The sequence below is a fragment of the Ramlibacter sp. bp-362 genome (genome assembly GCF_054956735.1).
This window is the reverse complement of record NZ_JBUDXE010000004.1, coordinates 307,273-332,185: the sequence shown is the minus strand read 5'-3', so window position 1 is coordinate 332,185 and position 24,913 is coordinate 307,273. Positions and strand designations below refer to the sequence as shown.

Below are 24,913 nucleotides of genomic sequence, written 5' to 3'. Positions count from 1 at the left end.
TGGGCTCCTGTGGCTCAGGCGGGCGTCGCCGCCAGCGGGGTGGGAACGGCCAGGCGCGCGAGCACGGCCTGCGCGATGCGGCGGGACGCCTGCCCGTCGCCGAAGGGATTGGCGGCCTGCCGCATCGCGGCGGCCGCCGTGTCGTCGGAGAGCAGCCGCGTGGCTTCGCGGACGATGGCCTCGCGCTGCGGGCCGACCAGGCGGGCGCAGCCGGCTTCCACCGCCTCGGGCCGCTCGGTCTCGTGGCGCAGCACGAGCGTGGGGACGCCGAAGGTCGGCGCCTCTTCCTGCAGGCCGCCGGAATCGGTGAGCAGCAGCGCGGCATCGACCAGCGCCCGCTGCATGCCCAGGTAGTCGAGCGGCGCCACCAGCCGCACGTTGGGCAGCCCTTGCAGGATGGCGTGCGCCGGCCGCTGCACCACGGGGTTCAGGTGCACGGGGAACAGCACGCGCCTGTGCGGATGGGCACGGGCGATGTCGGCCACGGCATGGAAGGTCTGCTCCATCTCCTCGCCCCAGTTCTCCCGCCGGTGCGCGGTGACGAGGATGTGGCCCTCGCCCGCCGCGCCTTCGCGGCGGATGCCGAACCGTTCGCAGACCCACTGCTGCGCATCGACGACGGTGTTGCCGGTCAGCAGGATCTTCTCGGGCTCGATGCCCTCGCGCAGCAGCGCGGCGCGCGCCCGCTCCGTCGGCGCGTAGTGCATGCAGGCGAGCCGGCTGATCATCTGGCGCAGGCCTTCCTCGGGGAAGGGACGCTCGAGGTTGTAGGTGCGCAGGCCCGCCTCGACGTGCGCGACCGGCACGCGGCGGTAGAACGCGGCCAGCGCGCCGAGGAAGGCGCTTTCGGTGTCGCCCTGCACGATGCAGAGGTCCCAGCGCTGCCTGGCCATCAGCGCGTCGAGCTGCGAACGGCAGGCGACGCTGAACGCCTCCAGCGTGTCGCCCCCGCGCCCGAGTTCCACGTCGGGCGCGATGCCGAAGCAGCGCAGCATGTCGGAGGCCATGTCGCCGTGCTGGCCCGTGTGGATCCACAGGACGCACAGGTCCTCGTGCTCGCGCAATGCGTGGTACACGGGCGCGAGCTTGATGATCTCGGGCCGGGTACCGCTGACGATGCCCACGACGCGCTGGTCCAAGGTTGTGCCTCCCTGTCGGTGCCGGTCCGACCCGGCTTCCTGCTGTTCCGGCCGGACGTAACCCTCGTTACGCCCTGCTCGTACGACTGCTTACACGTCAGGTCGACAGCGGACTCCGCACGGCTGCTCGGCGTATCGAGCGAGTTCCCCGCATGCGGGGTGGGATGTGCGCGGCGTTGTGACGACCTGTGTGTTTCAAACCCGAACGGGATGTTGGATTTGTAAGGTCAGCGGAATCGACAGTGGCCCCCGCATTCGCGGGTAGGACGCTGCCTACCGTCGAGCCGAGGCTCAGCGCGCGTTGAGTTCGCGCGAGGAGAGGTGCAGCAGGGACGTCAACGCGCACGCGCCGCTGCACACGCCCCAGAAGGCGAAGAAGGCGGCGGTGTAGACCGCCTGGCGGGACCAGGCCAGCGCCTGCCCGGCCCATTGCAGGTCGAGCGGGTCGAAGAAGGCGAACACCAGGAGTTCCAGCACGCAGGCGGCCAGGAAGGCGGGCCAGGCGATGGTGATCATGCGCGCGTCCATGGCCGTTCTCCTCGTGCCGGGGGGGCCGCGGCGCTCAGGGCGCCGTGGGCGTGGCGGCGTGGTTGCGCCCCTGCAGGGCGGGCAGCCGCGCCTTGTCGCGCGCGGCCAGGGCCTTGTTGATCTCGATGCCGCGCCGGTAGTAGTCGGCCTCGACGACCGGGTCGGCGGTGCGCACGGCGATCACCAGCGTCGCGATGCCGGCGACCACCACGACCGCGGGGCCCGCGATCACCATCCACACGAAGCCGTGCTTCCACCACGGTGCGCTGCCGGTCATTTCGTCATTCGTCATTCGTCATTCCCTTTCAGCGCGGCACCAGGAACACCGACTTCTCGCGCACGTGCGCGTCGCCGCCCACGGTCGCGACGTCGAAGTGGATGGCGTGCGAGCCCGCCGGCGCGCCGCCGTAGGGCAGCTGCAGGCGCACCGCGACCCAGCGCGATTCGGCCGCGCCCACCTCGACCTCGCGGTCGGACGCCATGGCCAGGCCCGGCAGGCCCTCGGCCGAGATGCGATAGCGCTGCGGCCGCTCGGTCGCGTTCATCACCTGCAGCCGGTACACGTTCTCCAGCCTGCCGCCGGCCACGATGCGCGCCAGCGCGGCGCGGTCGCGCACCACGTCCACCTTCAGCGGCGTGCGCAGCGCCAGGCTCGCCAGCACGCCGATCGAGAGCGCCGCGAGGATGGCGCCGTAGACCAGCACGCGGGGGCGCAGCACGCGCTTGAGGATGAAGTCGCGCCCCGCCCCGCCGGCCTCCGCCAGCGCGTTCTGGGTGGTGAAGCGGATCAGCCCGCGCGGGTACTGCATCTTGTCCATCACGCCGTCGCAGGCGTCCACGCAGGCGGCGCAGCCGATGCACTCGTACTGCAGGCCCTGGCGGATGTCGATGCCGGTGGGGCAGACCTGCACGCACAGGCCGCAGTCTATGCAGGAACCGAGGTTCATGGCCTGGAAGTCCTGCTTGCGCCCGCGGGTGCCGCGGGGCTCGCCGCGCGCCGTGTCGTAGCTGACGATCAGCGTGTCGCGGTCGAACATCGCGCTCTGGAAGCGCGCGTAGGGGCACATGTACTTGCAGACCTGCTCGCGCATGAAGCCGGCGTTGCCGTAGGTGGCGAAGCCGTAGAAGGCGACCCAGAAGGCCTCCCACGAGGCGAAGCGCGCCTGCAGCAGCTCGGACCCGAGCCCGGTGATGGGCGTGAAGTAGCCGACGAAGGTGAAGCCGGTCCACAGGGCGACGGCGCCCCAGATCAGGTGCTTGAGCGACTTCTTCGCGAGCTTTTCCGCCGACAGGCGCGACGCGTCGAGCTTGATGCGCTGGTTGCGCTCGCCTTCCACCTTGCGCTCGATCCACAGGAAGATCTCGGTGTAGACCGTCTGCGGGCAGGCGAAGCCGCACCACAGGCGCCCGGCGACCGCGGTGAACAGGAACAGCGACAGGGCGCTGATCACGAGCAGGCCGGTGAGGTAGATGAAGTCCTGCGGATACAGGACGTAGCCGAAGATGTAGAAGCGCCGCGCCGCCAGGTCGAACAGCACGGCCGGCCGCTCGCCCCAGGAGAGCCACGGCAGCCCGTAGAACACGACCTGCGTGAGCCACACGAAGACCCAGCGCCAGCGCGCGAAGGTCCCCGCCACCCAGCGCGGGTAGACCTTCTTCTCCGAAACGTACAGCCCCTGCGCGTCGCCGTCGGCGGGCACGGGGGTGATGGGAATGACTTTCATGTCACCGCTAGGGCTTCGCCGCCGTCCGGTTCGACAGCCCCCACACGTAGCTCGCCAGCACGTGGATCTGCGCCGGCGTGAGCTTGTCTTCCTGGGCCGGCATCTGGTTGACCTTGCCGTTGTTGACCATCGCCACGATCGCCGGTTCGCCCCAGCCGTGCAGCCAGACGTCGTCGGTGAGGTTGGGCGCGCCCAGCGCGGGGTTGCCCTTGCCGTCCATGCCGTGGCAGGCCGCGCAGGCGGTGAACTTGCTCTTGCCCAGCTGCGCCCGCAGGGAGTCGTGCGGGCTGTTCGACAGCGACAGCACGTAGTGGGCGACGTTCTTCACGTCGTCGGCGCTTCCGACCGCCGCGGCCATGGGCGGCATGGTGCCGGTGCGGCCCTTGGTGATCGTCTCCGCGATCTTCTCGCCGCTGCCGCCGTGCAGCCAGTCGCCGTCGGCGAGGTTGGGGAAGCCCTTGCTGCCCCGCGCGTCCGAGCCGTGGCACTGGGCGCAGTTGTTCATGAACAACCGCTCGCCGATCGCCATGGCATTCGGGTCGCCCGCCAGCTCCTCCACCTTGCGCTGCGTGAACTGCGCGTACAGCGGCTCCAGCTGCTTCGTCGCCTCGTCCACCTCGGACTGGTACTCCGAGCGGGTGCTCCATTTCAGCTGGCCCTCGTAGGAGCCCAGCCCGGGATAGAAGACCAGGTAGCCGGCCGAGAACACGATGGTGAGGATGAACAGGCCCACCCACCACATCGGCAGCGGGTTGTTCATCTCGGTCAGGTCCTCGTCCCAGACGTGGCCCGTGGTGTTGTCGGCCCGCGCCTGGACCTTCTTGCGCGCGGTGAGCCACAGCAGCAGCGCGCAGCCCGCGATGCCTGCGATGGCGAAGGCGGCGACGTAGACCGACCAGAAGCCGTGGGTGAAATCGCTCATGGGGCCTCCTTCAGTCCTGCTGGAACGGGATGCGGCCGGCCTCCTCCAGGCCGTCGCGGTTGCGGCGGGACCAGGCCCACCAGACGACGCCGAGGAAGGCGGTGAAGGACGCCACCGTGGCGATCTCGCGCAGGATGTTGATCATTTGAGGGTCTTCCCGAGGGATTGCAGGTAGGCGACGACGGCGTCCATCTCCGTGCGGCCCTTCAGTTCGGCCGGCGCCGCGGCGATCTCGGCGTCGCTGTAGGGCACGCCGGCGGCGCGCAGCGCCTTCATGTGCGCCTGGATCGAGCCGGCGTCGGCCGGGCTCTTCTCCAGCCACGAGTAGGCCGGCATGTTCGATTCCGGCACCACGTCGCGCGGATTCGCGAGGTGGATGCGGTGCCACTCGTCGCTGTACTTGCCGCCGACGCGGTGCAGGTCGGGGCCCGTGCGCTTGGAGCCCCACTGGAACGGGTGGTCGTAGACGAATTCGCCCGCGACCGAGTAGTGGCCGTAGCGCAGCGTCTCGGCGCGGAAGGGCCGGATCATCTGCGAGTGGCAGTTGTAGCAGCCTTCGCGGATGTAGATGTCGCGCCCCGCCACCTGCAGCGCCGTGTAGGGCTTCAGGCCCGTCACCGGCTCGGTGGTCGACTTCTGGAAGAACAGGGGCACGATCTCCACCAGCCCGCCGATGGCCACCACCAGCAGGATCAGCACGATCATCAGGAAGTTGCTGGTCTCGACCTTCTCGTGCGAGAAGCCAGGCGAGGTTTGCGTGTTGTCGCTCATGTCTTGCATCTCTCTCAGGCCGCGTGCGGCACGGCGGCCGGCACGTCGAAGCGCACGGCGCGGCCGTTGGCCACGGTCATCCAGGTGTTCCAGGCCATCACCAGCATGCCGGCCAGGTACAGCAGGCCGCCGATCACGCGGATCACGTAGAAGGGATAGGTCGCCTTCACCGATTCGACGAAGGTGTAGGTGAGCGTGCCGTCGCCGTTGACGGCGCGCCACATCAGGCCCTGCATCACGCCGGCGATCCACATCGCGGCGATGTACAGAACGATGCCCACGGTGGCGATCCAGAAGTGCAGCTCGATCGCCTTGACCGAGTACATCCTCTTCTGCCCGAACAGGCGCGGGATCAGGTAGTACAGCGTGCCCATGGAGATCAGGCCCACCCAGCCCAGCGCGCCGGCGTGCACGTGGCCGACCGTCCAGTCGGTGTAGTGCGACAGCGCGTTGACCGTCTTGATGGACATCATGGGCCCCTCGAAGGTGCTCATGCCGTAGAAGGAGAGCGACACGATCAGGAAGCGCAGCACCGGGTCGTCGCGCAGCTTGTGCCACGCGCCCGAGAGCGTCATCATCCCGTTGATCATCCCGCCCCAGCTGGGCGCGAGCAGGATCACAGAGAACAGCATGCCCAGCGACTGCGTCCAGTCCGGCAGCGCCGTGTAGTGCAGGTGGTGCGGGCCCGCCCACATGTACGTGAAGATCAGCGCCCAGAAGTGGACGATGGAGAGCCGGTAGCTGTAGACCGGCCGCTCGGCCTGCTTGGGGATGAAGTAGTACATCATCCCCAGGAAGGCGGCGGTGAGGAAGAAGCCCACGGCGTTATGGCCGTACCACCACTGCACCATCGCGTCCTGCACGCCGGCGTAGACCGAGTACGACTTCATCCAGCCCGCCGGGATCACGGCGTTGTTCACCAGGTGCAGCAGCGCCACCGCGATGATGTACGCGCCGTAGAACCAGTTGGCCACGTAGATGTGCTTCACCTTGCGCTTGCCGATCGTGCCGAAGAACACCACGGCATACGCGACCCACACCAGCGTGATGAGGATGTCGATCGGCCACTCCAGTTCCGCGTACTCCTTGGCCTGCGTGAAACCCAGGGGCAGGCTGATCGCGGCGGCGACGATCACCGCCTGCCAGCCCCAGAACGTGAACGCGGCCAGGCGCGGCATGAACAGCGGCACCTGCGAGGTGCGCTGCACCACCCAGTAGCTGCTCGCGAACAGCGCGCAGCCGCCGAAGGCGAAGATCACGGCGTTGGTGTGCAGCGGCCGCAGGCGCCCGTAGGAGAGCCAGGGAATGCCCATGTTCAGTTCGGGCCACGCGAGCTGGGCCGCGATGAACACGCCGACCAGCATGCCCACGACGCCCCAGAGCACCGCCGCGAGCGAGAACTGCCGCACGACGGTGTCGCTGTAGCTGGCAGGAGTGACGGAGACTTGGTTCATGCAGCGAGTCTCCCTTCCGGCAGCAGGGCCGGACTTGATGAAGGTCAATCGCCGCCGAGAATGCGCTCCCCCTCCGCCTCCACGCCCTCGAACTGCCCGCGCCACACGGCCCAGCCCAGCGCGCCGAGGATCACGAGCGCGAGGACGACGGAGAGGGGGATGAGGATGAAGAGGATGTCCATGGAACCTTCGTCATCCCCGCGCAGGCGGGGATGACGGTGTGCGCGCGAGCCGCGCGGCATTGAGCACCACGAACAGCGAACTCGCCGCCATCCCCAGCCCCGCCAGCCACGGCGGCATCCACCCCGCGATCGCGAGCGGCACGCAGACCGCGTTGTAGCCGGCGGCCCACGCGAGGTTCTGGCGCACCACCGCGTGCGTGCGCCGCGCCAGCTGCAGCACCGCGGCCACGCCTTCCAGCTGGCCGCCCTGCACGATGAAATCGCTGCGCGCCTGCGCGAGCGGCACCGCGTTCCCCACGGCGATGGAGAGATCCGCGCGCGCGAGCACCGGTCCGTCGTTCAGGCCGTCGCCGACAATGGCGATCCGCCGGCCCGCGCGCTGCAGGCGCTCCACGTGCGCCAGCTTGTCCTGCGGCGTGCGGCCGCCGAAGGCCTGGCCGATGCCGACGCGCGCGGCGAACTGCCGCACGGCCGCCGGCCGGTCGCCCGAGAGCACGTGCACCTGCAGGCCCTGCCGGCGCAGCGCGGCGATCGCCGGCGATGCACCGGGACGCAGCGTTTCCTGCACCGCGAAGCTGGCGATCCAGCCGGCGTCGTCAGCCAGGTGGACCTGCAATGCATCGTCGCGCGCCTGCATTTCGGTGACGTCGCAGAACGCCGCCGAACCCAGGCGCAGCGACGCCGCGGTGCCCGCGCGCAGGAGGCGCCCCGAGACGCCCTGCCCCGCATGCTCGCGCACGTCCCGCACGTCCGCGGCGCGGTCGCCCGCTGCGGCCGCCAGCGCGCGCGAGGCCGGATGCAGCGACTCGCGCGCGAGCGCGCCGGCCCAGGCCAGCGCCTCATCTTCCGTGACGCCTGTGCGGGTGCGCACGGCGCCGACAGCCATTCGGTCGCCGGTGAGCGTGCCCGTCTTGTCGAAGACGACCGTGTCGATCGCCGCGCCCGCTTCCAGCGCCTCCAGCCGGCGCACGAGGATGCCGCGCCGCGCCAGCGCGCCGGCGGCCGCGAGCGTCGCCGCCGGCGTGGCCAGCGACAGCGCGCAGGGACAGGTGACGATCAGCACGGCCACCGCGATGCCGAGCGCCTGCCCCGGACCCTGCGGCCACCACCACCAGGCCGCGCCCGCGGCGGCCACGAGCACCGCCACGAGGAAGGGCGTGGCGATGCGGTCGGCCAGCCGCGCCAGCGCCGGCTTCTCGTGCGCCGCGCGCTCCATCAGCGCGACGATCTGGCCGAAGCGCGTCGCTTCGCCCGTGCGCTCCACCCGCAGCACGACCGTCCCGCCCAGGTTGGCGCTGCCCGCGACGACGGCCTCGCCCGCGCGGCGCGGCAGCGGCGTGGACTCGCCGGTGAGCAGCGCCTCGTCGACCTGCGTCGCGCCCTCGACCAGCACGCCGTCGGCGGGGACCATCTCGCCCGCCCGCAGGCGCACGCGGTCGCCCGGCACGAGCCGGGCCACGGCCACGTGCTCGCTGCCGCCGTCGTCGCGCAGGCGCTCCACCGCAGGCGGGAGGCGCCGCAGCAGCGCGGCCAGCGCGCCGGCCGTGCGATCGCGCAGGCGCTGCTCCAGCAGCCGGCCCGAGAGCAGGAAGAAGACGAACATGGTCACCGAGTCGTACCAGACCTCGCCGCCCAGCGGCCCCGCGGGATCGAAGGTGGACGCGGTGCTGGCGCCGAAGGCGATGGCGATGCCCAGGCTCACCGGCACGTCCATGCCGATGCGGCCGTGGCGCAGGTCGCGCCAGGCCGAGGCGAAGAAGGGGCTGCAGGAGAACAGCAGCACCGGCAGCGTCAGCAGCCACGCGGCCCAGCGCAGCAGCGCGGAGACGTCCGGCGTGATCTCGCCCGGCGCCGCGACGTACGCGGGCACCGCGTACATCATCACCTGCATCATGCAGAAGCCGGCCACCAGCCAGCGCCACAGCATCACCCGCTGCGCCTGCCGGCGCGGCGCGGCTTCCAGCTGGTCGGCCGCGGGCAGGCCGCGGTAGCCGGCGCGCGCGAGCGCCGCCAGCCACTGCGAGGGCCGGCCCCGCGCCGGGTCCCAGGCGATGCGCGCCGTCGCCGTCGCGCCGTTCACGTCGACGCCGCGCACGCCGGGCAGGCCGGCGAGCGCCTGCTCGATCGTGAGCGTGCAGCCCGCGCAGTGGATGCCCTCGATCGCGAGGCAGGACTCCCAGGCGCCGTCCGCGCCGGGGACGGGCCGGCTGAAGGACTGCCATTCGGCGGGGTCGTCCACGCCCGCCGCGGACGGCGGGTGCGGAATGCCCCGGGTCCCCGCCTGCGCGGGGATGACGAACGATGGCGCAGCTTGCATCGAGGCAAGCCTAGGGGCCGCGACGCCTCGCCCGGTTGACGGGGATCAAGCGGGGCGGGATTGCGGCTCGGGACCGGGCGCCTGCGGTCCGGCGTCGGCCGCCGGAAGGCGCACGACGAACTCCGCGCCGCGGCCCCGCCCCTCGCTGCGCGCCTGCACCGTGCCGCCATGCAGCTCGACGAAATTGCGGACCAGCGCGAGGCCGACGCCGAGGCCTCCCGGCGCGAGGCGCTCGGCCTCGATGTCCTGCGTGAACAGCTCGAAGATGCGCGGCAGCGCCTCCGGCGCGATGCCGATGCCCGTGTCTTCCACCCGCAGCACGGCCTCGCCGCCTTCGAGCACGGTCTTCACCCAGATGCTGCCGCCCGCCGGCGTGTATTTCAGCGCGTTGCCCAGCAGGTTGAGCACCACCTGCTGCAGCCGCTGCGGGTCCGCCACCAGGCGGATCGGCGTTTCGGGCAGCAGCGCACGCAGGTGCAGGCCGCGCGCCTGCGCGGCTTCCTGCAGCGATTCCGTGGCCTCCTCGACCAGCTGCCGCAGGTCGAGGCCCTGTCGCTGCAGATGCACCTTCCCCGTCGCGACGCGCGACGCGTCCACCAGGTCCTCGGCCAGCCGCTGCAGCACCGCGATCTGCCGCCGCAGGATCTGCAGCGCATGGGCGGCGGCCCCATCCTCGCAGGCGCGCCCCAGGAGGTGGACGGCATTCAGCATGGGCGCGAGCGGGTTGCGCAGCTCGTGGCCGAGGGTCTGCAGCACCAGGTTCGTCTCCTCGCGGGAGGCGCGCAGCGCCGCGACGCTGTTGTCCAGCGTGTCGATGCGGGTACGCACGTCGGTGCGGTCACGCAGGATCTTGACGAATCCGAGGACGTCGCCGTCGCGGCGGATCGCGCTCACCGAGCCGGTCGCCCAGATCCGCATGCCGTCCTTCCGCACGTGCCAGCGCTCGTCTTCCGAGCGCGCGCAGCTGCGCGCCACCTCCAGTTCGTACTTGTCGAACCCGCGCTGGAGGTCGTCCTCGGTGAAGATGAGGCCCAGGGGCATGCCGCGCATCTCGTCGGCGCGGTAGCCCAGGATCTTCTCCGCGCCCCCGAGCCAGGCCACCACCCGTCCCTCCTCGTCCAGGAGGATGAAGGCGAAGTCCGTCACCTGCTGCAAGGCAGCCTCGAGGAACTCCAGCGAACGGGCGTCGGCGAGGAAGCTGTTCATGGGATCACCAGCGCCTACCTTGGCATGCCGGCAGCCCCGCCGTCCTTCCACCGCTGTGCCATCCGGCGTCGGACGCCGCCGACGCCGCGCCGGCCGGGCTGCGCTTGATCCGCGTCAAGCGAAGCCGGCCGATCGGGCCTAAGCTTGTGCTCATGTACCAACGCATCCTCGTTCCCACCGACGGCTCGCCGCTGTCGAAGAAGGCGGCCCGGAGCGCCGTCGAACTCGCCGCCACGCTGGGCGCCGAGGTGGTCGCCCTCAACGTGGTCCCGCGCTACCCCACCTCCTACTTCGAGGGCGCCATCGCGCTGCCGCCCGCCGAAGTGGCGCGGGCCGAGAAGCAGTGGGCCGAACAGGGCCAGGCCCTGGCCGACGAGGTGCTGCGCGCGGCGCAGAAGGCCGGCGTGCGGGCGAAGGCCGTCACGGTGCGCTCCGACCTGGTCGCAGAGGCGATCCTGGCCGCCGCGCGCAAGCACAAGTGCGACCTGGTCGTGATGGCCTCGCACGGGCGCAAGGGCATCAAGCGCCTGCTCCTGGGTAGCGAGACCCAGCACGTCCTGACGCATGGCAACATCCCGGTGCTGGTCCTGCGCTGACCGGCTGTTCCAACCACGACCGAAGAAGGAAACGAATGAAGATCGTCCTGGCCGCCGATGGCAGCAGCTACACGAAGAAGGCCCTGGCCTTCCTGGTCACCCATGAAGCGCTTGCGGGGGAAGACGGCCACGTCGTCGTCGTCAACGTGCAACCGGCCGTGCCGCCGCGCGTGCGCAGCATGGTGGGCGCCGCCGCCGTCAACGAGTACCACCGCGAGGAGTCCGAGAAGGTGCTGCGCCCGATCGAGAAGTTCCTGCAGCGCCACGACATCTCCTACACCACGCGCTCCGCCGTCGGCGCGCCCGGACAGGAGATCGTGCGGCTGGCGAAGAAGGAAAAGGCCCACCTGGTCGTCATGGGCACCCACGGCCACGGCATCCTGGGCCGCGCGCTGCTGGGCAGCGTCGCGCAGACCGTGCTGACGCACTGCGAGATCCCGGTGCTGCTGGTGAAGTAGCCTACTTCACCACCTTGACGATCGCTATCCGCGTTCCCGCCGGCGCCGCCACCTGCAGCGCCAGCACGGCCGCCTGCGGCGACTGCTTCTTCGTGTCGAGCGCGAAGGACAGCGCCGCCGGTTCGCGGGACAGGCGCAGGCTCTTCGCATCCAGCCCGCGCACCTTGCGCGCCGCCGCCTCGAGCCGCGCGGCGTCCCACGGGCCCGCCACCTCGCAATAGACCACCGCGCGGCCGGCCGCCGCCGCGCGCTGCACTTCCGCCCAGTCGTAGGTGGCGGCGATCTTGTCCTCCACGCAGGTGCCGCAGGCCTGCGCCGCCGGCAGGGCGCCGGCGGCCAGCAGCGCGGCGATCCAGGTGCGGCGCTTCATTTGTGCTCCATGGCGCGCGCGGGCGCCGTCGCCGGCGTCCCGCTGGACGCGCCGGTGCCCTCGCCCGGCATCGGCGTCGCCGACTTGGTGCGCGAGGGCGGCAGCGCGGTGCCGGCGGCGGCCGGCTGCGGCTGCCGGGTGCCCTGGGGCTGCACGTTCGTGTCGGCCCACTTGAAGTACGCCAGGTACTCCTTGATCTCGCTGTCGCTCAGCCCCTGGTTGGGCATCGGCACCTTCCACTTGTCCAGCAAGGCCTTGGCCACCGGGTCGGTCTGCAGCATCTGCTCGGGCGACTTCAGCCAGCGCGTGAGCCAGCCCTCGTCGTGCCGCTTCGTCACGCCGAACAGGTCGGGGCCCAGGCGGTCGCCGCCGGCGATGGTGTGGCAGGCAAGGCACTTCGATTCGAAGGCCAGCTTGCCGCGCTGCGCCGCCGGGTCGGTCGGCGCGGCGGTCGCCGGGATGTTGTGGTGCTCGGGGTCGCTGCCCGGCGCGGCGCCGGCGGCGATGATGCCGATCGCGCCCTGCGAGGCGTTGGCGAAGTGGTGGTCCACCATCGCGTAGTTGCCCGCCTCCGGGATGACGAACTCCACGATCGCGCCGCTCGACGAGCCGAGCAGCACCGTCTGCATGCCGCGGAACTGGTTCTCCGGGTTGCCGTCGATCCACACGCGGTCGAAGATCGTCCCCACCACGTGGAAGCTGGACGTGTTCGATGGCCCGACGTTCAGGACGAACAGGCGCACGCGCTCCAGCGGCTTGGCCTCCAGCGGCGTCTCCACCATGGAGTTGTAGCGCCCGTTGAAGACGGTGTACGTCGGCGCCTTGGAGCGCACGCGGTCGCCGTCCAGCACGTACAGCGGCTGGCCGTCCACCTTGCGGTGCTCGGGGTCCAGCTTCGTGTAGAACTCGCTCTGGATCACCGCGTACTCGCGGTCCACCTTGGTCGGGTAGCCGCCGCGCGGCTCGACGATCATCATCCCGTACATGCCCGACGCGATGTGCTCCAGCACCATCGGCGTGCCGCAGTGGTACATGAAGACGCCCGGGTAGTTGGGCGTGAACTCGAACGAGATCGTCTGCCCCGGCGCGATCGAGCGGTACTTGTCGTTCGGCGCGACCATGGCGGAGTGGAAGTCCATCGAGTGCATCATCGGCGCCGCCGTCAGCCGCGGGCCGGGCATCGCCTCGTCGGAGCGGTTGGTCATGGTGAACTTGATGCGGTCGCCCACGCGGGCGCGCACGATGGGGCCGGGCACCTGGTCGCCGAAGGTCCAGGCGCTGTACTTCACGCCGGGCGCGATCTCGATGATGCGGTGCGTGACGTCGAGCCGGATCTCCTTCACGGGCGACGTGTCGAGCGGCTTGACCGCGGGGCCCATGGTGAGCGCGTTGCCGGCCGCGAAGGGGCCCTGGTGCCGCTCGGACGAGACCACGGCCGGCGGCGAACCGAAGGCCATGTCCTTGTGGTCGTAGCTCTCGTGGCGGATCGTGTCGGGCTGCGCGGCGGCCGCCGCCGGGGCTTGCGGCTGCTTCGCCTCCTTCGCCGGTTCCTTGTCGCAGCCGGCCAGCGCGAGCACGAGGGCGATGGCCGCGAGGCCGCCGGCGCGGCGCATCGATGGACGCATGGGCATGAACTCTCCTTCTCGTTGTGCGGCGCAGTCTAGGAGAAAGCGCCGGTGGCGCGGGCCGCACGCGCGACATGCGGTCACCGCGGTTCAGGAATCCGGGCCCCGTTCCTACAGTGCTGTCGGCCGGTTCCTACAGGACGTCCCGGGGACCGCCGCAATGATGCACGGCTGGCCCAGGGAGAAAAGTGCTGGACAAGCGAACCGCGCGCTGCTGCATGGCCGGCCTCGCCCTCGTGCTGGCCGGCGGGCTCGCGCGCGCGCAGCAGGACCCGGCGGCCGTGCCCGCGTTCGACGAACTCGATTCGATGGAGGCGCGCGTGCAGGGCTGCGCGACCTGCCACGGCCAGCAGGGCCAGGGCACCAGCAGCGACTACTTCCCGCGGATCGCCGGCAAGCCCGCCGGCTACCTGTTCAACCAGCTGCGCGCCTTCCGCGACGGCAGCCGGCGCTACGCGCCCATGAACTACCTGGTGGCCTACCTGACCGACGACTACCTGCGCGAGATGGCGCAGTACTTCGCCTCGGTGCGCCCGCCCTTCCGGCCGCCGACGCCCTCGGCGCTGCCGCAGGCGCAGCTGGCCCACGGGCGCGCGCTGGTGGAGCACGGCGACGCCAACCGGCAGATCCCCGCCTGCATGGCCTGCCACGGCACGCGCCTGACCGGCATGGTCCCCGGCATTCCCGGCCTCGTCGGCCTGCGTCCCAACTACATCGCCGCGCAGCTCACGCGCTGGCGCGCGGGCGAGCGGCGCGCCGCCGAGCCCGACTGCATGCACCGCATCGCCATCCGGCTGCAGGAGAACGACATCCAGGCGCTCGCCGGCTACCTGGGCGCGCTGCCCCCGCCCGCCGATCCCGCGCCCGATGCACGCAACACGGTGCGCATGCCCCTCACCTGCGGGAGCCAGCGGTGAACCGGCGCTTCCTCGCCGTGCTCGCCGCCCTCGCGCTGCTGCTGCTCGCCGGGCTGCTGTGGCTCGCCTGGCAATTGCGGCCCTGGGAGCGCATCCAGCACGGCGCGCCGATGGGGCCGGTGGGCAGCGACATCATTTCGCGCGGCGAGTACCTCGCGCGCGCCGGCGACTGCGTGGCCTGCCACACGGCGCCGGGCGGGCCGCTGTTCGCCGGCGGCCGCGCGATGCCCACGCCCTTCGGCAACATGTACACGTCCAACATCACGCCGGACGACGAGACCGGCATCGGCCGCTGGACGCCCGAGGACTTCTACCGGATGCTGCACACCGGCCGCTCGCGGGACGGCACCCTGCTCTACCCGGCGATGCCCTTCGCCAACTACACCAAGGTCACGCGCGAGGACTCCGACGCGATGTACGCGTACCTCATGTCCGTGCCGCCGGTGAAGCTGCCCAGCCGCCCGCACGAACTGCGCTTCCCCTTCAACCAGCGCGAGCTGCTGGTCGGCTGGCGCACGCTGTACTTCCGCGAGGGCGAATACCAGCCCGACCCGAAGCAGGGGAAGGACTGGAACCGCGGCGCCTACCTGGTGCAGGGCCTGGGCCACTGCTCCATGTGCCACACGGCCGTCTCGGCGCTGGGCGGCTCGCGCGAGCAGGAGACGTTCAGCGGCGGCATGATTCCCAACCAGAACTGGTACGCGCCCTCGCTCACCTCCAACCGCGAGGCGGGCCTGGGCGAATGGTCGCTGCAGGAAATCGCGGACCTGCTGCAGGTGGGCGTGTCGCGCCGCGGCGCCGTCTACGGCCCCATGGCCGAGGTCACCTTCCACAGCCTGCAGTACCTGAGCGACGCCGACGTGCGCGCGATGGCCGTGTACCTGAAGTCGCTGCCGCCGCAGGGCGAGAAGCGACCCGAGCCCAAGGCGCAGCTGGTCGCGCCCGCCACCATGGAGCTGGGCCGGCGCATCTACGTCGCGCAGTGCGCGATGTGCCACGGCGACGAGGGCAAGGCCTTCCCCCCGCACTTCCCGCCGCTGGCCAACAACCAGTCGATCGAGATGGCCGTGCCGGTCAACCCGATCCGGATGGTGCTCAACGGCGGCTACGCGCCGGCCACGCGCAAGAACCCGCGGCCCTACGGGATGCCGCCCTTCGCCCACCTGCTGAGCGACGAGGAAGTCGCGGCGGTGGTCACCTACATCCGGGTCGCCTGGGGCAATGGCGGCACGCCGGTGACGGCGGCGCAGGTCAACGCCCTGCGCTCGGTGCCCCTGGAGTGAGGCCATGGAACCGCTGCCACCGGCGCACGAGGACGAGGACGAGGCCGTGGACCGCATCGTGCGCGACGGCCCGCGCGGCACCTGGGCGGTCGCCGGCGTGGCGACCTTCCTGGTGGTGCTGATGTACTTCCTCTTCTACTTCCTCGCCTACCTGCCGCGGGGAGCCGTGCAATGAGCGCCGTCGCGCACGAGGCGGCCGAGCGGGCGGAGGGACGCTGGGCGGCGATCGTCGGCGTCATCATCTTCCTGCTGGTCGCGATGATGGTGTTCACCGGCCTGCACTGGGCGGCGATGCCGCCCTCGCGCGTGGAGACGATCGACCCGCGCACGCTGCACATGCGCGGCGAGTTCGTGGAGGACAACCTCGGCACCATGGTCGACGAGCGCGGGCAGGTCACCGTGCGGCTGGTCGCGCAGCAGTACTCCTTCACGCCGCAGTGCCTGCTGGTGCCGGCCGGCATGCCGGTGACCTTCCGCGCCACCGCGACGGACGTGGTGCACGGCTTCGTGGTGGGCAAGACGAACGCCAACGTGATGCTGGTCCCGGGCTTCGTCTCCACCTTCACGGCGAGCTTTCCCGAGGCCGGCGAGCACCTGATGCCCTGCCACGAATACTGCGGCACCGGCCACGAGGGCATGTGGGCGCGCGTGCAGGTGCTGGAGCGCGACGAGTTCCTGCGGCAGGCGCAGGCCGGAAAGGCGGTGAGCTGTGTTCCTCGCTAGGCGCCTCGTTCTGGCCCACTTCTGGGTCGCCTTCATCGGCTTCGCCGTGGCGCTGCTGCTGGGCGAGTGGCAGATGGTGGTGCGCAGCCCCATGCACCAGTGGGTGCGCAATCCCGAGCTCTACTACCGCTCCGTCACGATGCACGGCACGGTGATGGCCTACGTGCTGCCCACGCTGGTGGCCATGGGCTTCGGCTACGCCATCACGGAGCTCGCGCTCGGACGGCCGCTGCGCGGCGTGCGCTGGGCCTGGGCCGGGTTCTGGCTGGTGCTGCTGGGGAGCGTGGTCGCGGCCGTGCCGGTGGCGCTGGGCCACGCCTCGGTGCTCTACACCTTCTACCCGCCGATGCTGGGCAGCGTCTTCTACTACCTGGGCATCGTGCTGGTGGTGGTGGGCTCCTGGATCTGGGTCGCGCTCACCTCCTGGAACCTGTACCACTGGAAGAAGGACCATCCCGGCGCCACCGTGCCGCTGGCCATGTTCGGCAACGCCGCCGGCGCCTACCTGTGGGCCTGGACCTCGCTGGGCGCCGGCTCGGAGGTGATCCTGCTGATCCTGCCGGCCGCCTTCGGCTGGCGCGACACGATCGACGCCGGGCTCGCGCGCGTGCTGTTCTCGTGGACGCTGCACGCCATCGTCTACTTCTGGCTGGTGCCGGCCTACATCGCCTTCTACACGATCATCCCGCGCGCGATCGGCGGGCGGCTGTACAGCGACACCATGGCGCGGGTGGCCTTCGCGCTCTTCCTGGTGTTCTCCATGCCGATCGGCATCCACCACCTGTTCGCCGACCCGCAGGTGGGCGCCGGCTTCAAGTTCCTGCACGCGGTGTTCACGGCCATGGTGTCGGTGCCGACGCTGCTGACCGTGTTCACGATCACGGCCTCGGTGGAGATCGCCGCGCGCCTGCGCGGCGGCCGCGGGCCCTTCGGCTGGGTGAAGGCGCTGCCCTGGGACAACCCGTACATGCTGGCCGTGGCCTTTGCCTTCGTGATGCTCGGCTTCGGCGGCGCCGGCGGCATCATCAACATGAGCTACCAGCTCAACGAGACCGTGCACAACACGCAGTGGGTCACGGGCCACTTCCACCTGATCTTCGCCGGCGCCATCGTGATCATGTATTTCGTGATCGCGTACGACCTCTGGCCGCAGCTGCTGCACTGCCCGCCGCTGCCGGCAAGGCCGATGAAGTGGCAGCTGTGGCTGTGGTTCGTGGGGATGATGGTCACCACGCTGCCCTGGCACTTCGTCGGCCTGCTCGGGATGCCCCGGCGCATGGCCTACTTCGACTACAGCCACCCGGCGCTGCACCCGCAGGCGATCACGGTGACGATCTCCGCCATCGGCGGCTTCCTGCTGGTGCTTTCCGGGCTGCTGTTCATCTGGATCCTGGCGACGGCGCGGCGCGGCACGGTGCCGCGGGCGATGCCCTATGCGTTCAGCGCGCCGGTGCACGCGGAGACGGTGCCGCCCGCGCTGAACGGCCTGGCGCTGTGGGTCGGGCTGATGATCGCGCTGACGGTCGTCAACTACGGCTTCCCGATCGCGCAGCTCGCGTCCCTGCCCGGGACCTCGGTGCCGGTGGTGCCCGTGGGAGGCCCGCGATGAAGGGCTGGTTCTCGCCCGGCGTGCGGCTCGCGCTCGCGGCGCTGGCCGTGCTGCTGGTGCTGGCGCTCGCCACCGGCTTCCTGTGGCTGCCGCAGGTCAAGCCGGACTTCACGGCCGGCGGGCTGTGGGACGCGATCTGTCGCGCCGCCGGCGTGCCGAGCGAGTGGGGCGCGCCGCTGCAGCGCGAGGACCCGCGCGCCAGCCGCGTCGCCCTGGTGCCGGCGCTGGCGGGCGGCGCGGGCGGCGACGTGGGCCGCGGCGGCACGCTGGCCCTGCAGTGCACGATGTGCCACGGCGCCCGCGGCGTCAGCGCCTCCGACGTGCCGAACCTCGCGGGCCAGTATTCGGAGGTGGTCTACAAGCAGATGATGGACTACCGCAACGGCCAGCGCCGGCACACGCTGATGCAGGCGCTGGCCGGGAAGCTGGACGAACAGGACATCCGCGACCTCGCCGCCTTCTACGCGCAGCTGCCGCGGCCCTCGCCGGCGCCGGCCGGGGAGACCGTGCCGGTGCTGGTGAGCGTGGGCGACCCGATGCGCAACATCGCGCCCTGCGCGTCGTGCCACGGCGGCATCGACCTGAAGCCGGGCAGCCCCTGGCTGGAAGGCATGCCGCACGCCTACCTCGCCGACCAGCTGAAGCGGTTCGCCTCGGGCGAGCGCCGCAACGACACGCTGGAGGTCATGCGCAACGTGGCGCGGCAGATGACCCCGGAGGAGATCGAGGCGACCTCGCGGTACTACGCGAGCCGCGCGATCGTGGGGCACGGCGTGACGCCGGCGCCGCGCTAGCGCTCTTGCTCCCTCTCCCCCTTGGGGGAGAGGGCGGGGGTGAGGGGGAGGCCCGCCACCACCCTCACCCCAACCCTCTCCCGCGAGCGGGAGAGGGAGTGTCACTTGACTTTCGTCAAACAAGGCACGCCCCCGCTCCCCGACCATAGGTGCATCCCAAATGCACCTTCCGGACTGAGGAGCCCATGACCCCGACCGCCGCCCGCATCGACGTGCGCACCATCGCGCCGCGCGACCGCCATCCGCTGATCTACGCCACGTTCAACAAGCTCGCGCCCGGCGAGGCGATGGAGCTGGTGAACGACCACGATCCGCGGCCGCTGTACTACCAGTTCAACGCCCAGATCCCCGGCCAGTTCGCCTGGGAGTACCTGGAGCAGGGCCCCGACACCTGGCGCGTTTCGATCAGCCGCACGGCGGCGTCCGCCGCCGCCGACGGCGCCGGCAGCTGCTGCGGCGGCGGCTGCGGCGGCTGATCACCCGATTTCATCCATCGAACGGAAACCATCATGAAAAGCAACCACATGCTGTGGCGGTGGCTCGGATTCATCTTCGTGCTGTCGTTCGGCGCCCTGGGCTACCTGGGGCTGCAGATCTACCTGAGCGCCCCGCCCATCCCCAAGGCCGTCACCAGCGCCAGCGGCCAGGTGCTCTACACCGGTGAACAGATCCAGAAGGGCCAGCAGGTCTGGCTCGCCTCGGGCGGCCAGCAGCAGGGCAGCGTCTGGGGCCACGGCGCCTACATCGCGCCCGACTGGTCGGCCGACTGGCTGCACCGCGAGGCCGAGGCCCTGCAGGCGCTGCGCGCCAAGGCCATCGCCCACGATCCCGCCGCCCTGACGGCCGCCGAGCGCGGCGCCGTCGACGGCGCCCTGAAGGAGGAAATGCGCCGCAACACCTACGACGCGGAAACCGGCCAGGTCACCGTGTCCGACCTGCGCGCGCAGGCGATCCGCTCGGTCGCCGACCACTACATGGGCCTCTTCGGCGACGCGGCCTCCCTGGACAAGCTGCGCGAGCAGTACGCCATGCGCGGCGGCAGCGTGCCCGACACGGCCGACCGCGAGGCGCTCACCGCGTTCTTCTTCTGGACCGCGTGGGCCGCGACCACCGACCGCCCGGGCGAGACCGGCCTCTCGTACACCAGCAACTGGCCGCACGAGCCGCTGGTGGGCAACACGATGACGACCTCGGCCGCCATGTGGTCGATGGCCTCCATCATCCTGCTGCTGGCGGCGATCGCCGCCATGCTGTGGCTGCACGGCGCCGGCAAGCACGAGCCGGAAGCCGATCCGCCCAAGGCGGACCCGCTCGCCGGCGCCAAGGCGACGCCCTCGATGCGCGCCACCCGCAAGTACTTCTTCGCTGTCGTCGGCCTGATGCTGCTGCAGATCGGCATGGGCGCCATCACGGCGCACTACGCCGTCGAAGGCAACTCCTTCTTCGGCATCCCGATCGGCGACTTCCTGCCGCAGGTGGTGAGCCGCACCGTGCACACGCAGATCGGCATCTTCTGGATCGCCACCGCGTGGCTGGCCACCGGCCTGTACATCGCCCCGATGCTGGGCGGCAAGGAACCCAAGCTGCAGAAGCTGGGCGTGGACGTCCTGTTCTGGGCGCTGATCTTCATCGTCGTCGGCTCCACCGTGACCGGCTGGCTGGGCTCGCTGCAGCACCAGGGCGTGGACTTCAGCTTCTGGATCGGCAACCAGGGCCTGGAATTCACCAGCATGGGCCGCTTCTGGCAGCTGCTGCTGTTCGTCGGCCTGCTGTTCTGGGCCTTCCTCCTGGGCCGCGCCCTGTGGCCGGCGCTCAGGACGCCCTCGGAAAGCCGCGGCCTGATCGCCATGGTGTTCCTGTCGGCCGTCTGCATCGGCGGCTTCTACGCCAGCTCGCTCGCCTGGGGCCAGCACAGCCACTATTCGATGATCGAGTACTGGCGCTGGTGGCTGGTCCACCTGTGGGTGGAAGGCTTCTTCGAGGTGTTCGCCACCGCGGTCATCGCGCTGCTCTTCACCAAGCTGGGCCTGGTGCGCGCCACGAGCGCCAACCGCGCCATCATCGCCGAGACCATCGTGTTCCTGTTCGGCGGCATCCTGGGCACGCTGCACCACCTGTACTGGACCGGCACGCCCACCTCGGTGATCGCCGTCGGCTCCGTGTTCTCCGCGCTGGAAGTGGTGCCGCTCACGCTGATCGGCCTGGAAGCGCTGCAGACCTGGAAGCGCACGCAGGGCATCCACTGGCTGCAAGCCTACAAGTGGCCCGTGCTGTGCTTCGTCGCGGTGGCCTTCTGGAACACCGTCGGCGCCGGCCTCCTGGGCTTCGCGATCAACCCGCCCGCCTCGCTGTACTACGTGCAGGGCCTGAACATGACGGCCGCCCACGGCCACGCCGCCCTGTTCGGTGTCTACGGCATGCTGGGCATCGGCCTGATGCTGTTCTGCCTGCGCGGCCTCTATGCGCGCCACCTGCACGCCGACGGCCTGCTGAAGCCCGCCTACTGGGGCCTCAACGCCGGCCTGGCCATGATGGTGTTCCTGTCGCTGCTGCCGGCCGGCATCTACCAGGCCTGGGCCGCGATGACGAAGGGCCTGTGGTACGCCCGCTCCGCCGAGATCATCCACTCGCGCGTGATGGAGACCCTGGTGTGGCTGCGCGTGCCCGGTGACGTCGTGTTCGCCGCCGGCGCCGTGATCCTGGCCCTGTACCTGCTGCGCCTGCTGCGGCCCAAGGGTCGCGAGAGCATCCCGGCCGGGCTCGCCGCCCCCGCGGGACGATAGATCCGAAAAGGGCCGGCGCAAGCCGGCCCTTGCGCTTCGGGAGACCGGAACATGAAACTCACCGCCTTCACCGACTACAGCCTGCGCGTGCTGATCTACCTCGCCTCGCAGCGGGGGCAGCGCGCCACCATCGGCCAGATCGCCGCGGCCTTCGAGATCTCGGAGAACCACCTCGTGAAGGTCGTGCATTTCCTCGGCCGCCAGGGCTGGCTCACCAACACGCGCGGCAAGGGCGGCGGCCTGGAACTGGGCAAGGCGCCCGAGGCGATCGGCCTCGGCGAGGTCGTGCACCAGACCGAAGGCCCGCCGATGCCCGCGATGTGCTTCGGCGAGTCGCCGGGCGACTGCTGCATCTCCGAGGTGTGCCGCCTGCGCGGATTCCTGGGCGAAGCGGTCACGGCCTTCTATGCCGTGCTGGACCGCTATACACTGGCCGACGTGGTGGCGAACCGGGACGAACTCGCGCGCATCCTCTTCCTCGACCAGCGCCCGCGGACGGTGGTCCGCATCGCGGAGGCCGGATGATGGAGACGCGCTTTCCCTACGAAGGTCCCCAGGACCTGCTGCCCGCCGTGGTCGCCGCGCTGGAACGCGTCGTCGACCCCGAAGTGGCGATGAACATCGTCGACGTCGGCCTGGTGTACGGCGTCAAGGTCGCGGACGGCCGCATGGACGTCACCGTCACCATGACCTCGGCCGCGTGCCCCGTCACCGACATCATCGTGGAAGACATCGAAAGGCAGCTCGATGCGGGCCTGCCGCCCGACCTGCTGATCCACGTCGAACTGGCCTGGGAGCCGCCATGGACGCCGCAGCGCATGAGTCCCGCGGCCAAGGCCTTCATGGGCTGGTGAGCACGCGCCGCGTCCTCGGCGCGCTGCTGGCCGCCTGCGTCGCCGCCTCGCTGCTCGCGGGCATCACGGGCGGCCTGCTGCGCGTGGGCCTCGTGGTGCCGGGCAGCACGGGAGAGGCCTGGGCCGGCCGCGCGGCCGTGTGGCATGCGGCGCTGATGATCTGCGGCTTCATGGGCACGGTGATCTCCATCGAGCGCGCCGTCGCCGCGCGCCACCCTGCCGCCTGGATCGCGCCGATCGCCTCGGGGGTCGGCGCGATCGTGCTGCTGCCCGGTCTGCAGGCGGCGGGCGCGTGGCTGCTGGTTGGCGCGGCCGCCGTGTTCGTCGCCGTCAACGTGCTGCTGTTCGGCCGCCAGCGCGCGCCCCACACCGGCCTGCTGCTCGCGAGCGCCCTGTGCTGGCTGGCGGGCAACCTCTGGTTCGCGGCCGGCGGCGGCGCGCACGCCGTGCTGCCCTGGTGGTTCGCCTTCCTCGTGATCACGATCGCGGCCGAGCGCCTGGAGATGACGCGCCTGATGCGCCGCCGCGCCGGCGCGCAGCCGGCGCTGTACGCCATCCTGGCGCTGCTGGCGGTGGGCGCGGGAGTGTCCGCGCTGTCGCCCGGCATCGGCGGCCTCGTGTTCGGCTTCGCTCTGCTGGCGCTGGCCGCCTGGCTGTTCGCGTTCGACATCGCGCGCCGCACGGTGCGCGCCGAGGGCCTGCCGCGCTACATGGCCGTGTGCCTGCTCACGGGCTATGCCTGGCTGGCGCTCGGCGGGCTTGCCTGGATGGCGACGGCGCGGGGCCTGCCCGCGCGCGACGCGGCGCTGCACGCGCTGGGCCTGGGCTTCCTGGTCAGCATGATGATGGGCCATGCGCCCGTGATCCTGCCGGCGGTGGCGCGCGTGAAGCTGCGCTTCGGCCCCTTCTTCTATGTCCCGCTGGCGGCGCTGCATGCCTCGCTGGCGGTGCGGCTCTTCGCCGGCTACGCCGGCGGGCCGGCGCGCGCGCAGGGCGCCCTCTTCAACGCGCTCGCGCTGGCGCTGTTCGCCGCCACCGCCGTCGCCGCGGCGTTCGCGTGGCGCGGCCAGGAGGCGCGGCCGCGCACCCTTTCCCGCAAGCCATGAACGTCCTCACCGGCCTCGACGAGCCGCCGCGGCCGCCCCGCAGCGGCGGCTTCGCCCTGTGGCAACTGGGCTTCCGCCCCTTCTACCTGCTGGCCGGCGCGTTCGGCGCACTGTCGATCGCCTTGTGGGCGCTGCAGTTCACCGGCCACCTCGCCGCGCCCTATCTCAGCGGCGCGCTGTGGCACGCGCACGAGATGCTGTTCGGCTTCACGCTCGCCGTCGTGGTCGGCTTCCTGTTCACGGCCGGCCGTAACTGGACCAGCCAGCCCACGCCCACCGGCGGCCTGCTCGCCGCGCTCGCGGCGCTGTGGGTCGCGGCACGCGTGCTGGTGCTGACGCCCTGGGGCTGGGCCTCGGCCGCCGCCAACGCGGCCTTCCCGCTCGCCGCCGCGATCGCGCTGGCGATCCCCTTCGTGCGCGCGGGCAACCGGCGCAACTACTTCTTCGTCGCGGTGCTGGTGCTGCTCGCCGGCGCCAGCCTCGCGGTGCACCTGGGCCAGATGGGCGTGCTGGCCCTGCCCGCCTGGGCCGGCATCCAGCTCGCGCTGGATGCGGTGCTGTTCGTCCTGTGCGTGATGGGCGGGCGCGTGATCCCCATGTTCACCAACGGCGGCGTGCCGCACGCCCGCGCGCGGCGCCTGCCGTGGCTCGACAAGGCGGCGCTGGGGCTCGTGCTGGCGCTGCTCGCCGCGGACCTGCTGCGCCTGCCGGCCGTCGCGATCGTGGCGATCGCCGCGCTGGGCTCGCTCGCGCACCTCGCGCGCTGGTGGCTGTGGCAGCCCTGGACCACGCTGCGCACGCCGCTCGTCTGGGTGCTGCACCTCGCGTACGCCTGGATCCCGGTGCACCTGGCTTTGCGCGCCGCGGCGGCGCTGGGCTGGGTCCTGCCTTCGGCAGCCACGCATGCGCTCACCGCCGGCGCGATCGGCGGCCTCGTCATCGGCATGATGACGCGCACCGCGCGCGGCCACACGGCGCGGCCGCTGCGTGCCGACCGCTGGGACACGGCCTGCTACCTGCTGGTAGGCGCGTCGGCCTTCGTGCGCGTGCTGGTGCCCGTCGCCGTGCCGGTCCGCACGCTCGAGGCGATCCTCTGCGCCGGCGCGCTCTGGTCCGCCGGTTTCGCGCTCTACGCCGTGCGCTACTGGCCCGTGCTGACGCGGCCGCGGCTGGATGGGAAGCACGGCTGAAGCGCGCAAGCATGACACCGCTCGAGGTTCAAGACAGCAATACATGTCATTGCGGGCTTGACCCGCAATCCACGGAGGCGTGGCAGCACGCATGCATGGATCCCGGGTCAAGCCCGGGATGACATGTCTTGGGAAAGTCTTGCAGGTCGAGCGGCTCGGCCCGTCACCCAGGCACCCTGCGAGGCCCGGGGCGGGGCTGCCCGTCCCGGCGAAATCAAGGAGGAGGGAGCGTCCCGAGCCGCAGGCGTGGGGCGCGCCGGGGGACATTCGCAGGGACGGGTAGCCCCGCCCCGGGCCGGTCGGAGGGCACCTCTCCGATCACCACGGCACATGACGGAGGCACCCCCCGCCGCGGCTGATTG

General features: G+C 71.2%; 27 protein-coding genes. 14 read left to right on the top strand and 13 right to left on the bottom strand.

Annotation, left to right across the window (positions count from 1 at the left end; genetic code table 11):
- Positions 1-14 precede the first annotated feature (14 nt).
- From wecB to ACY0MJ_RS07740, 11 genes are all read right to left on the bottom strand, one after another.
- Positions 15-1,139, bottom strand: coding sequence for a non-hydrolyzing UDP-N-acetylglucosamine 2-epimerase (gene wecB, locus ACY0MJ_RS07790; RefSeq protein WP_462637782.1), 1,125 nt, complete (start codon positions 1,137-1,139; stop codon positions 15-17).
- A gap of 291 nt (positions 1,140-1,430) precedes the next feature.
- Positions 1,431-1,667 carry a hypothetical protein gene (locus ACY0MJ_RS07785; protein WP_462637781.1) on the bottom strand — a complete coding sequence of 79 codons (237 nt, stop codon included), beginning with the start codon at positions 1,665-1,667 and terminating at the stop codon, positions 1,431-1,433.
- 34 nt (positions 1,668-1,701) lie between these two features.
- On the bottom strand, positions 1,702-1,959 hold the full coding sequence (locus ACY0MJ_RS07780; protein WP_462637780.1) for a FixH family protein: 258 nt from the start codon (positions 1,957-1,959) through the stop codon (positions 1,702-1,704).
- Positions 1,960-1,972: 13 nt separating this feature from the next.
- Positions 1,973-3,391: a cytochrome c oxidase accessory protein CcoG gene (gene ccoG, locus ACY0MJ_RS07775; RefSeq protein ID WP_462637779.1), complete on the bottom strand. Its 1,419-nt coding sequence runs from the start codon at positions 3,389-3,391 to the stop codon at positions 1,973-1,975.
- A gap of 7 nt (positions 3,392-3,398) precedes the next feature.
- Positions 3,399-4,313: a cytochrome-c oxidase, cbb3-type subunit III gene (ccoP, locus tag ACY0MJ_RS07770; protein ID WP_462637778.1), complete on the bottom strand. Its 915-nt coding sequence runs from the start codon at positions 4,311-4,313 to the stop codon at positions 3,399-3,401.
- A gap of 10 nt (positions 4,314-4,323) precedes the next feature.
- On the bottom strand, positions 4,324-4,458 hold the full coding sequence (locus ACY0MJ_RS07765) for a cbb3-type cytochrome oxidase subunit 3 (protein ID WP_462637777.1): 135 nt from the start codon (positions 4,456-4,458) through the stop codon (positions 4,324-4,326).
- Positions 4,455-5,084, bottom strand: a complete 630-nt coding sequence (ccoO, locus tag ACY0MJ_RS07760; RefSeq protein WP_462637776.1) for a cytochrome-c oxidase, cbb3-type subunit II — start codon at positions 5,082-5,084, stop codon at positions 4,455-4,457. The genes ACY0MJ_RS07765 and ccoO overlap by 4 nt, the downstream gene beginning before the upstream one ends.
- A 14-nt stretch (positions 5,085-5,098) precedes the next feature.
- Positions 5,099-6,538 (bottom strand): cytochrome-c oxidase, cbb3-type subunit I, encoded by a 1,440-nt coding sequence (gene ccoN / locus ACY0MJ_RS07755; RefSeq protein WP_462637775.1) that lies wholly within the window; start codon positions 6,536-6,538, stop codon positions 5,099-5,101.
- Between the two features lie 44 nt (positions 6,539-6,582).
- On the bottom strand, positions 6,583-6,720 hold the full coding sequence (gene ccoS / locus ACY0MJ_RS07750) for a cbb3-type cytochrome oxidase assembly protein CcoS (protein WP_462637774.1): 138 nt from the start codon (positions 6,718-6,720) through the stop codon (positions 6,583-6,585).
- 10 nt (positions 6,721-6,730) lie between these two features.
- Positions 6,731-9,037 (bottom strand): heavy metal translocating P-type ATPase, encoded by a 2,307-nt coding sequence (locus tag ACY0MJ_RS07745; RefSeq protein WP_462637773.1) that lies wholly within the window; start codon positions 9,035-9,037, stop codon positions 6,731-6,733.
- Positions 9,038-9,082: 45 nt separating this feature from the next.
- Entirely contained in the window at positions 9,083-10,243 is a 1,161-nt protein-coding gene (locus ACY0MJ_RS07740) for a PAS domain-containing sensor histidine kinase (protein WP_462637772.1), read from the bottom strand.
- A 152-nt stretch (positions 10,244-10,395) separates the two neighbouring features.
- Between ACY0MJ_RS07740 and ACY0MJ_RS07735 the strand changes: the two genes are divergently transcribed.
- Positions 10,396-10,839: a universal stress protein gene (locus ACY0MJ_RS07735; protein ID WP_462637771.1), complete on the top strand. Its 444-nt coding sequence runs from the start codon at positions 10,396-10,398 to the stop codon at positions 10,837-10,839.
- Between the two features lie 35 nt (positions 10,840-10,874).
- Entirely contained in the window at positions 10,875-11,297 is a 423-nt protein-coding gene (locus ACY0MJ_RS07730; protein WP_462637770.1) for a universal stress protein, read from the top strand.
- A 1-nt stretch (position 11,298) separates the two neighbouring features.
- Here the strand turns inward: ACY0MJ_RS07730 and ACY0MJ_RS07725 are convergent, their stop codons facing one another.
- Both ACY0MJ_RS07725 and ACY0MJ_RS07720 read right to left on the bottom strand, forming a co-directional pair.
- Positions 11,299-11,667 carry a hypothetical protein gene (locus ACY0MJ_RS07725; RefSeq protein WP_462637769.1) on the bottom strand — a complete coding sequence of 123 codons (369 nt, stop codon included), beginning with the start codon at positions 11,665-11,667 and terminating at the stop codon, positions 11,299-11,301.
- Positions 11,664-13,298 carry a multicopper oxidase domain-containing protein gene (locus ACY0MJ_RS07720; protein ID WP_462637768.1) on the bottom strand — a complete coding sequence of 545 codons (1,635 nt, stop codon included), beginning with the start codon at positions 13,296-13,298 and terminating at the stop codon, positions 11,664-11,666. Before ACY0MJ_RS07720 ends, ACY0MJ_RS07725 begins: the two co-directional genes overlap by 4 nt.
- Before the next feature lie 212 nt (positions 13,299-13,510).
- Between ACY0MJ_RS07720 and ACY0MJ_RS07715 the strand changes: the two genes are divergently transcribed.
- From ACY0MJ_RS07715 to ACY0MJ_RS07660, 12 genes are all read left to right on the top strand, one after another.
- Positions 13,511-14,209: a c-type cytochrome gene (locus ACY0MJ_RS07715; RefSeq protein WP_462637806.1), complete on the top strand. Its 699-nt coding sequence runs from the start codon at positions 13,511-13,513 to the stop codon at positions 14,207-14,209.
- A gap of 92 nt (positions 14,210-14,301) precedes the next feature.
- Complete coding sequence (locus ACY0MJ_RS07710) at positions 14,302-15,492, top strand: c-type cytochrome (RefSeq protein ID WP_462637805.1); 1,191 nt, start codon at positions 14,302-14,304, stop codon at positions 15,490-15,492.
- Positions 15,493-15,496: 4 nt separating this feature from the next.
- Positions 15,497-15,667 carry a hypothetical protein gene (locus ACY0MJ_RS07705; RefSeq protein WP_462637767.1) on the top strand — a complete coding sequence of 57 codons (171 nt, stop codon included), beginning with the start codon at positions 15,497-15,499 and terminating at the stop codon, positions 15,665-15,667.
- The gene (locus ACY0MJ_RS07700; RefSeq protein WP_462637766.1) at positions 15,664-16,215 is read left to right on the top strand and encodes a cupredoxin domain-containing protein; all 552 of its coding nucleotides are present in this window, start codon (positions 15,664-15,666) and stop codon (positions 16,213-16,215) included. The genes ACY0MJ_RS07705 and ACY0MJ_RS07700 overlap by 4 nt, the downstream gene beginning before the upstream one ends.
- Positions 16,202-17,824 carry a cbb3-type cytochrome c oxidase subunit I gene (locus ACY0MJ_RS07695; RefSeq protein WP_462637765.1) on the top strand — a complete coding sequence of 541 codons (1,623 nt, stop codon included), beginning with the start codon at positions 16,202-16,204 and terminating at the stop codon, positions 17,822-17,824. Before ACY0MJ_RS07700 ends, ACY0MJ_RS07695 begins: the two co-directional genes overlap by 14 nt.
- Entirely contained in the window at positions 17,821-18,618 is a 798-nt protein-coding gene (locus ACY0MJ_RS07690) for a c-type cytochrome (protein WP_462637764.1), read from the top strand. Before ACY0MJ_RS07695 ends, ACY0MJ_RS07690 begins: the two co-directional genes overlap by 4 nt.
- Before the next feature lie 185 nt (positions 18,619-18,803).
- Positions 18,804-19,094 carry a DUF2249 domain-containing protein gene (locus tag ACY0MJ_RS07685; RefSeq protein ID WP_462637762.1) on the top strand — a complete coding sequence of 97 codons (291 nt, stop codon included), beginning with the start codon at positions 18,804-18,806 and terminating at the stop codon, positions 19,092-19,094.
- A 33-nt stretch (positions 19,095-19,127) separates the two neighbouring features.
- Positions 19,128-21,401: a nitric-oxide reductase large subunit gene (locus ACY0MJ_RS07680; RefSeq protein WP_462637761.1), complete on the top strand. Its 2,274-nt coding sequence runs from the start codon at positions 19,128-19,130 to the stop codon at positions 21,399-21,401.
- 51 nt (positions 21,402-21,452) lie between these two features.
- Positions 21,453-21,926: an RrF2 family transcriptional regulator gene (locus ACY0MJ_RS07675; protein ID WP_462637760.1), complete on the top strand. Its 474-nt coding sequence runs from the start codon at positions 21,453-21,455 to the stop codon at positions 21,924-21,926.
- Positions 21,923-22,255, top strand: a complete 333-nt coding sequence (locus ACY0MJ_RS07670; protein ID WP_462637759.1) for a metal-sulfur cluster assembly factor — start codon at positions 21,923-21,925, stop codon at positions 22,253-22,255. The genes ACY0MJ_RS07675 and ACY0MJ_RS07670 overlap by 4 nt, the downstream gene beginning before the upstream one ends.
- On the top strand, positions 22,252-23,361 hold the full coding sequence (locus tag ACY0MJ_RS07665) for a hypothetical protein (protein WP_462637758.1): 1,110 nt from the start codon (positions 22,252-22,254) through the stop codon (positions 23,359-23,361). Before ACY0MJ_RS07670 ends, ACY0MJ_RS07665 begins: the two co-directional genes overlap by 4 nt.
- The gene (locus tag ACY0MJ_RS07660; protein ID WP_462637757.1) at positions 23,358-24,551 is read left to right on the top strand and encodes an NnrS family protein; all 1,194 of its coding nucleotides are present in this window, start codon (positions 23,358-23,360) and stop codon (positions 24,549-24,551) included. Before ACY0MJ_RS07665 ends, ACY0MJ_RS07660 begins: the two co-directional genes overlap by 4 nt.
- Positions 24,552-24,913: the final 362 nt, after the last annotated feature.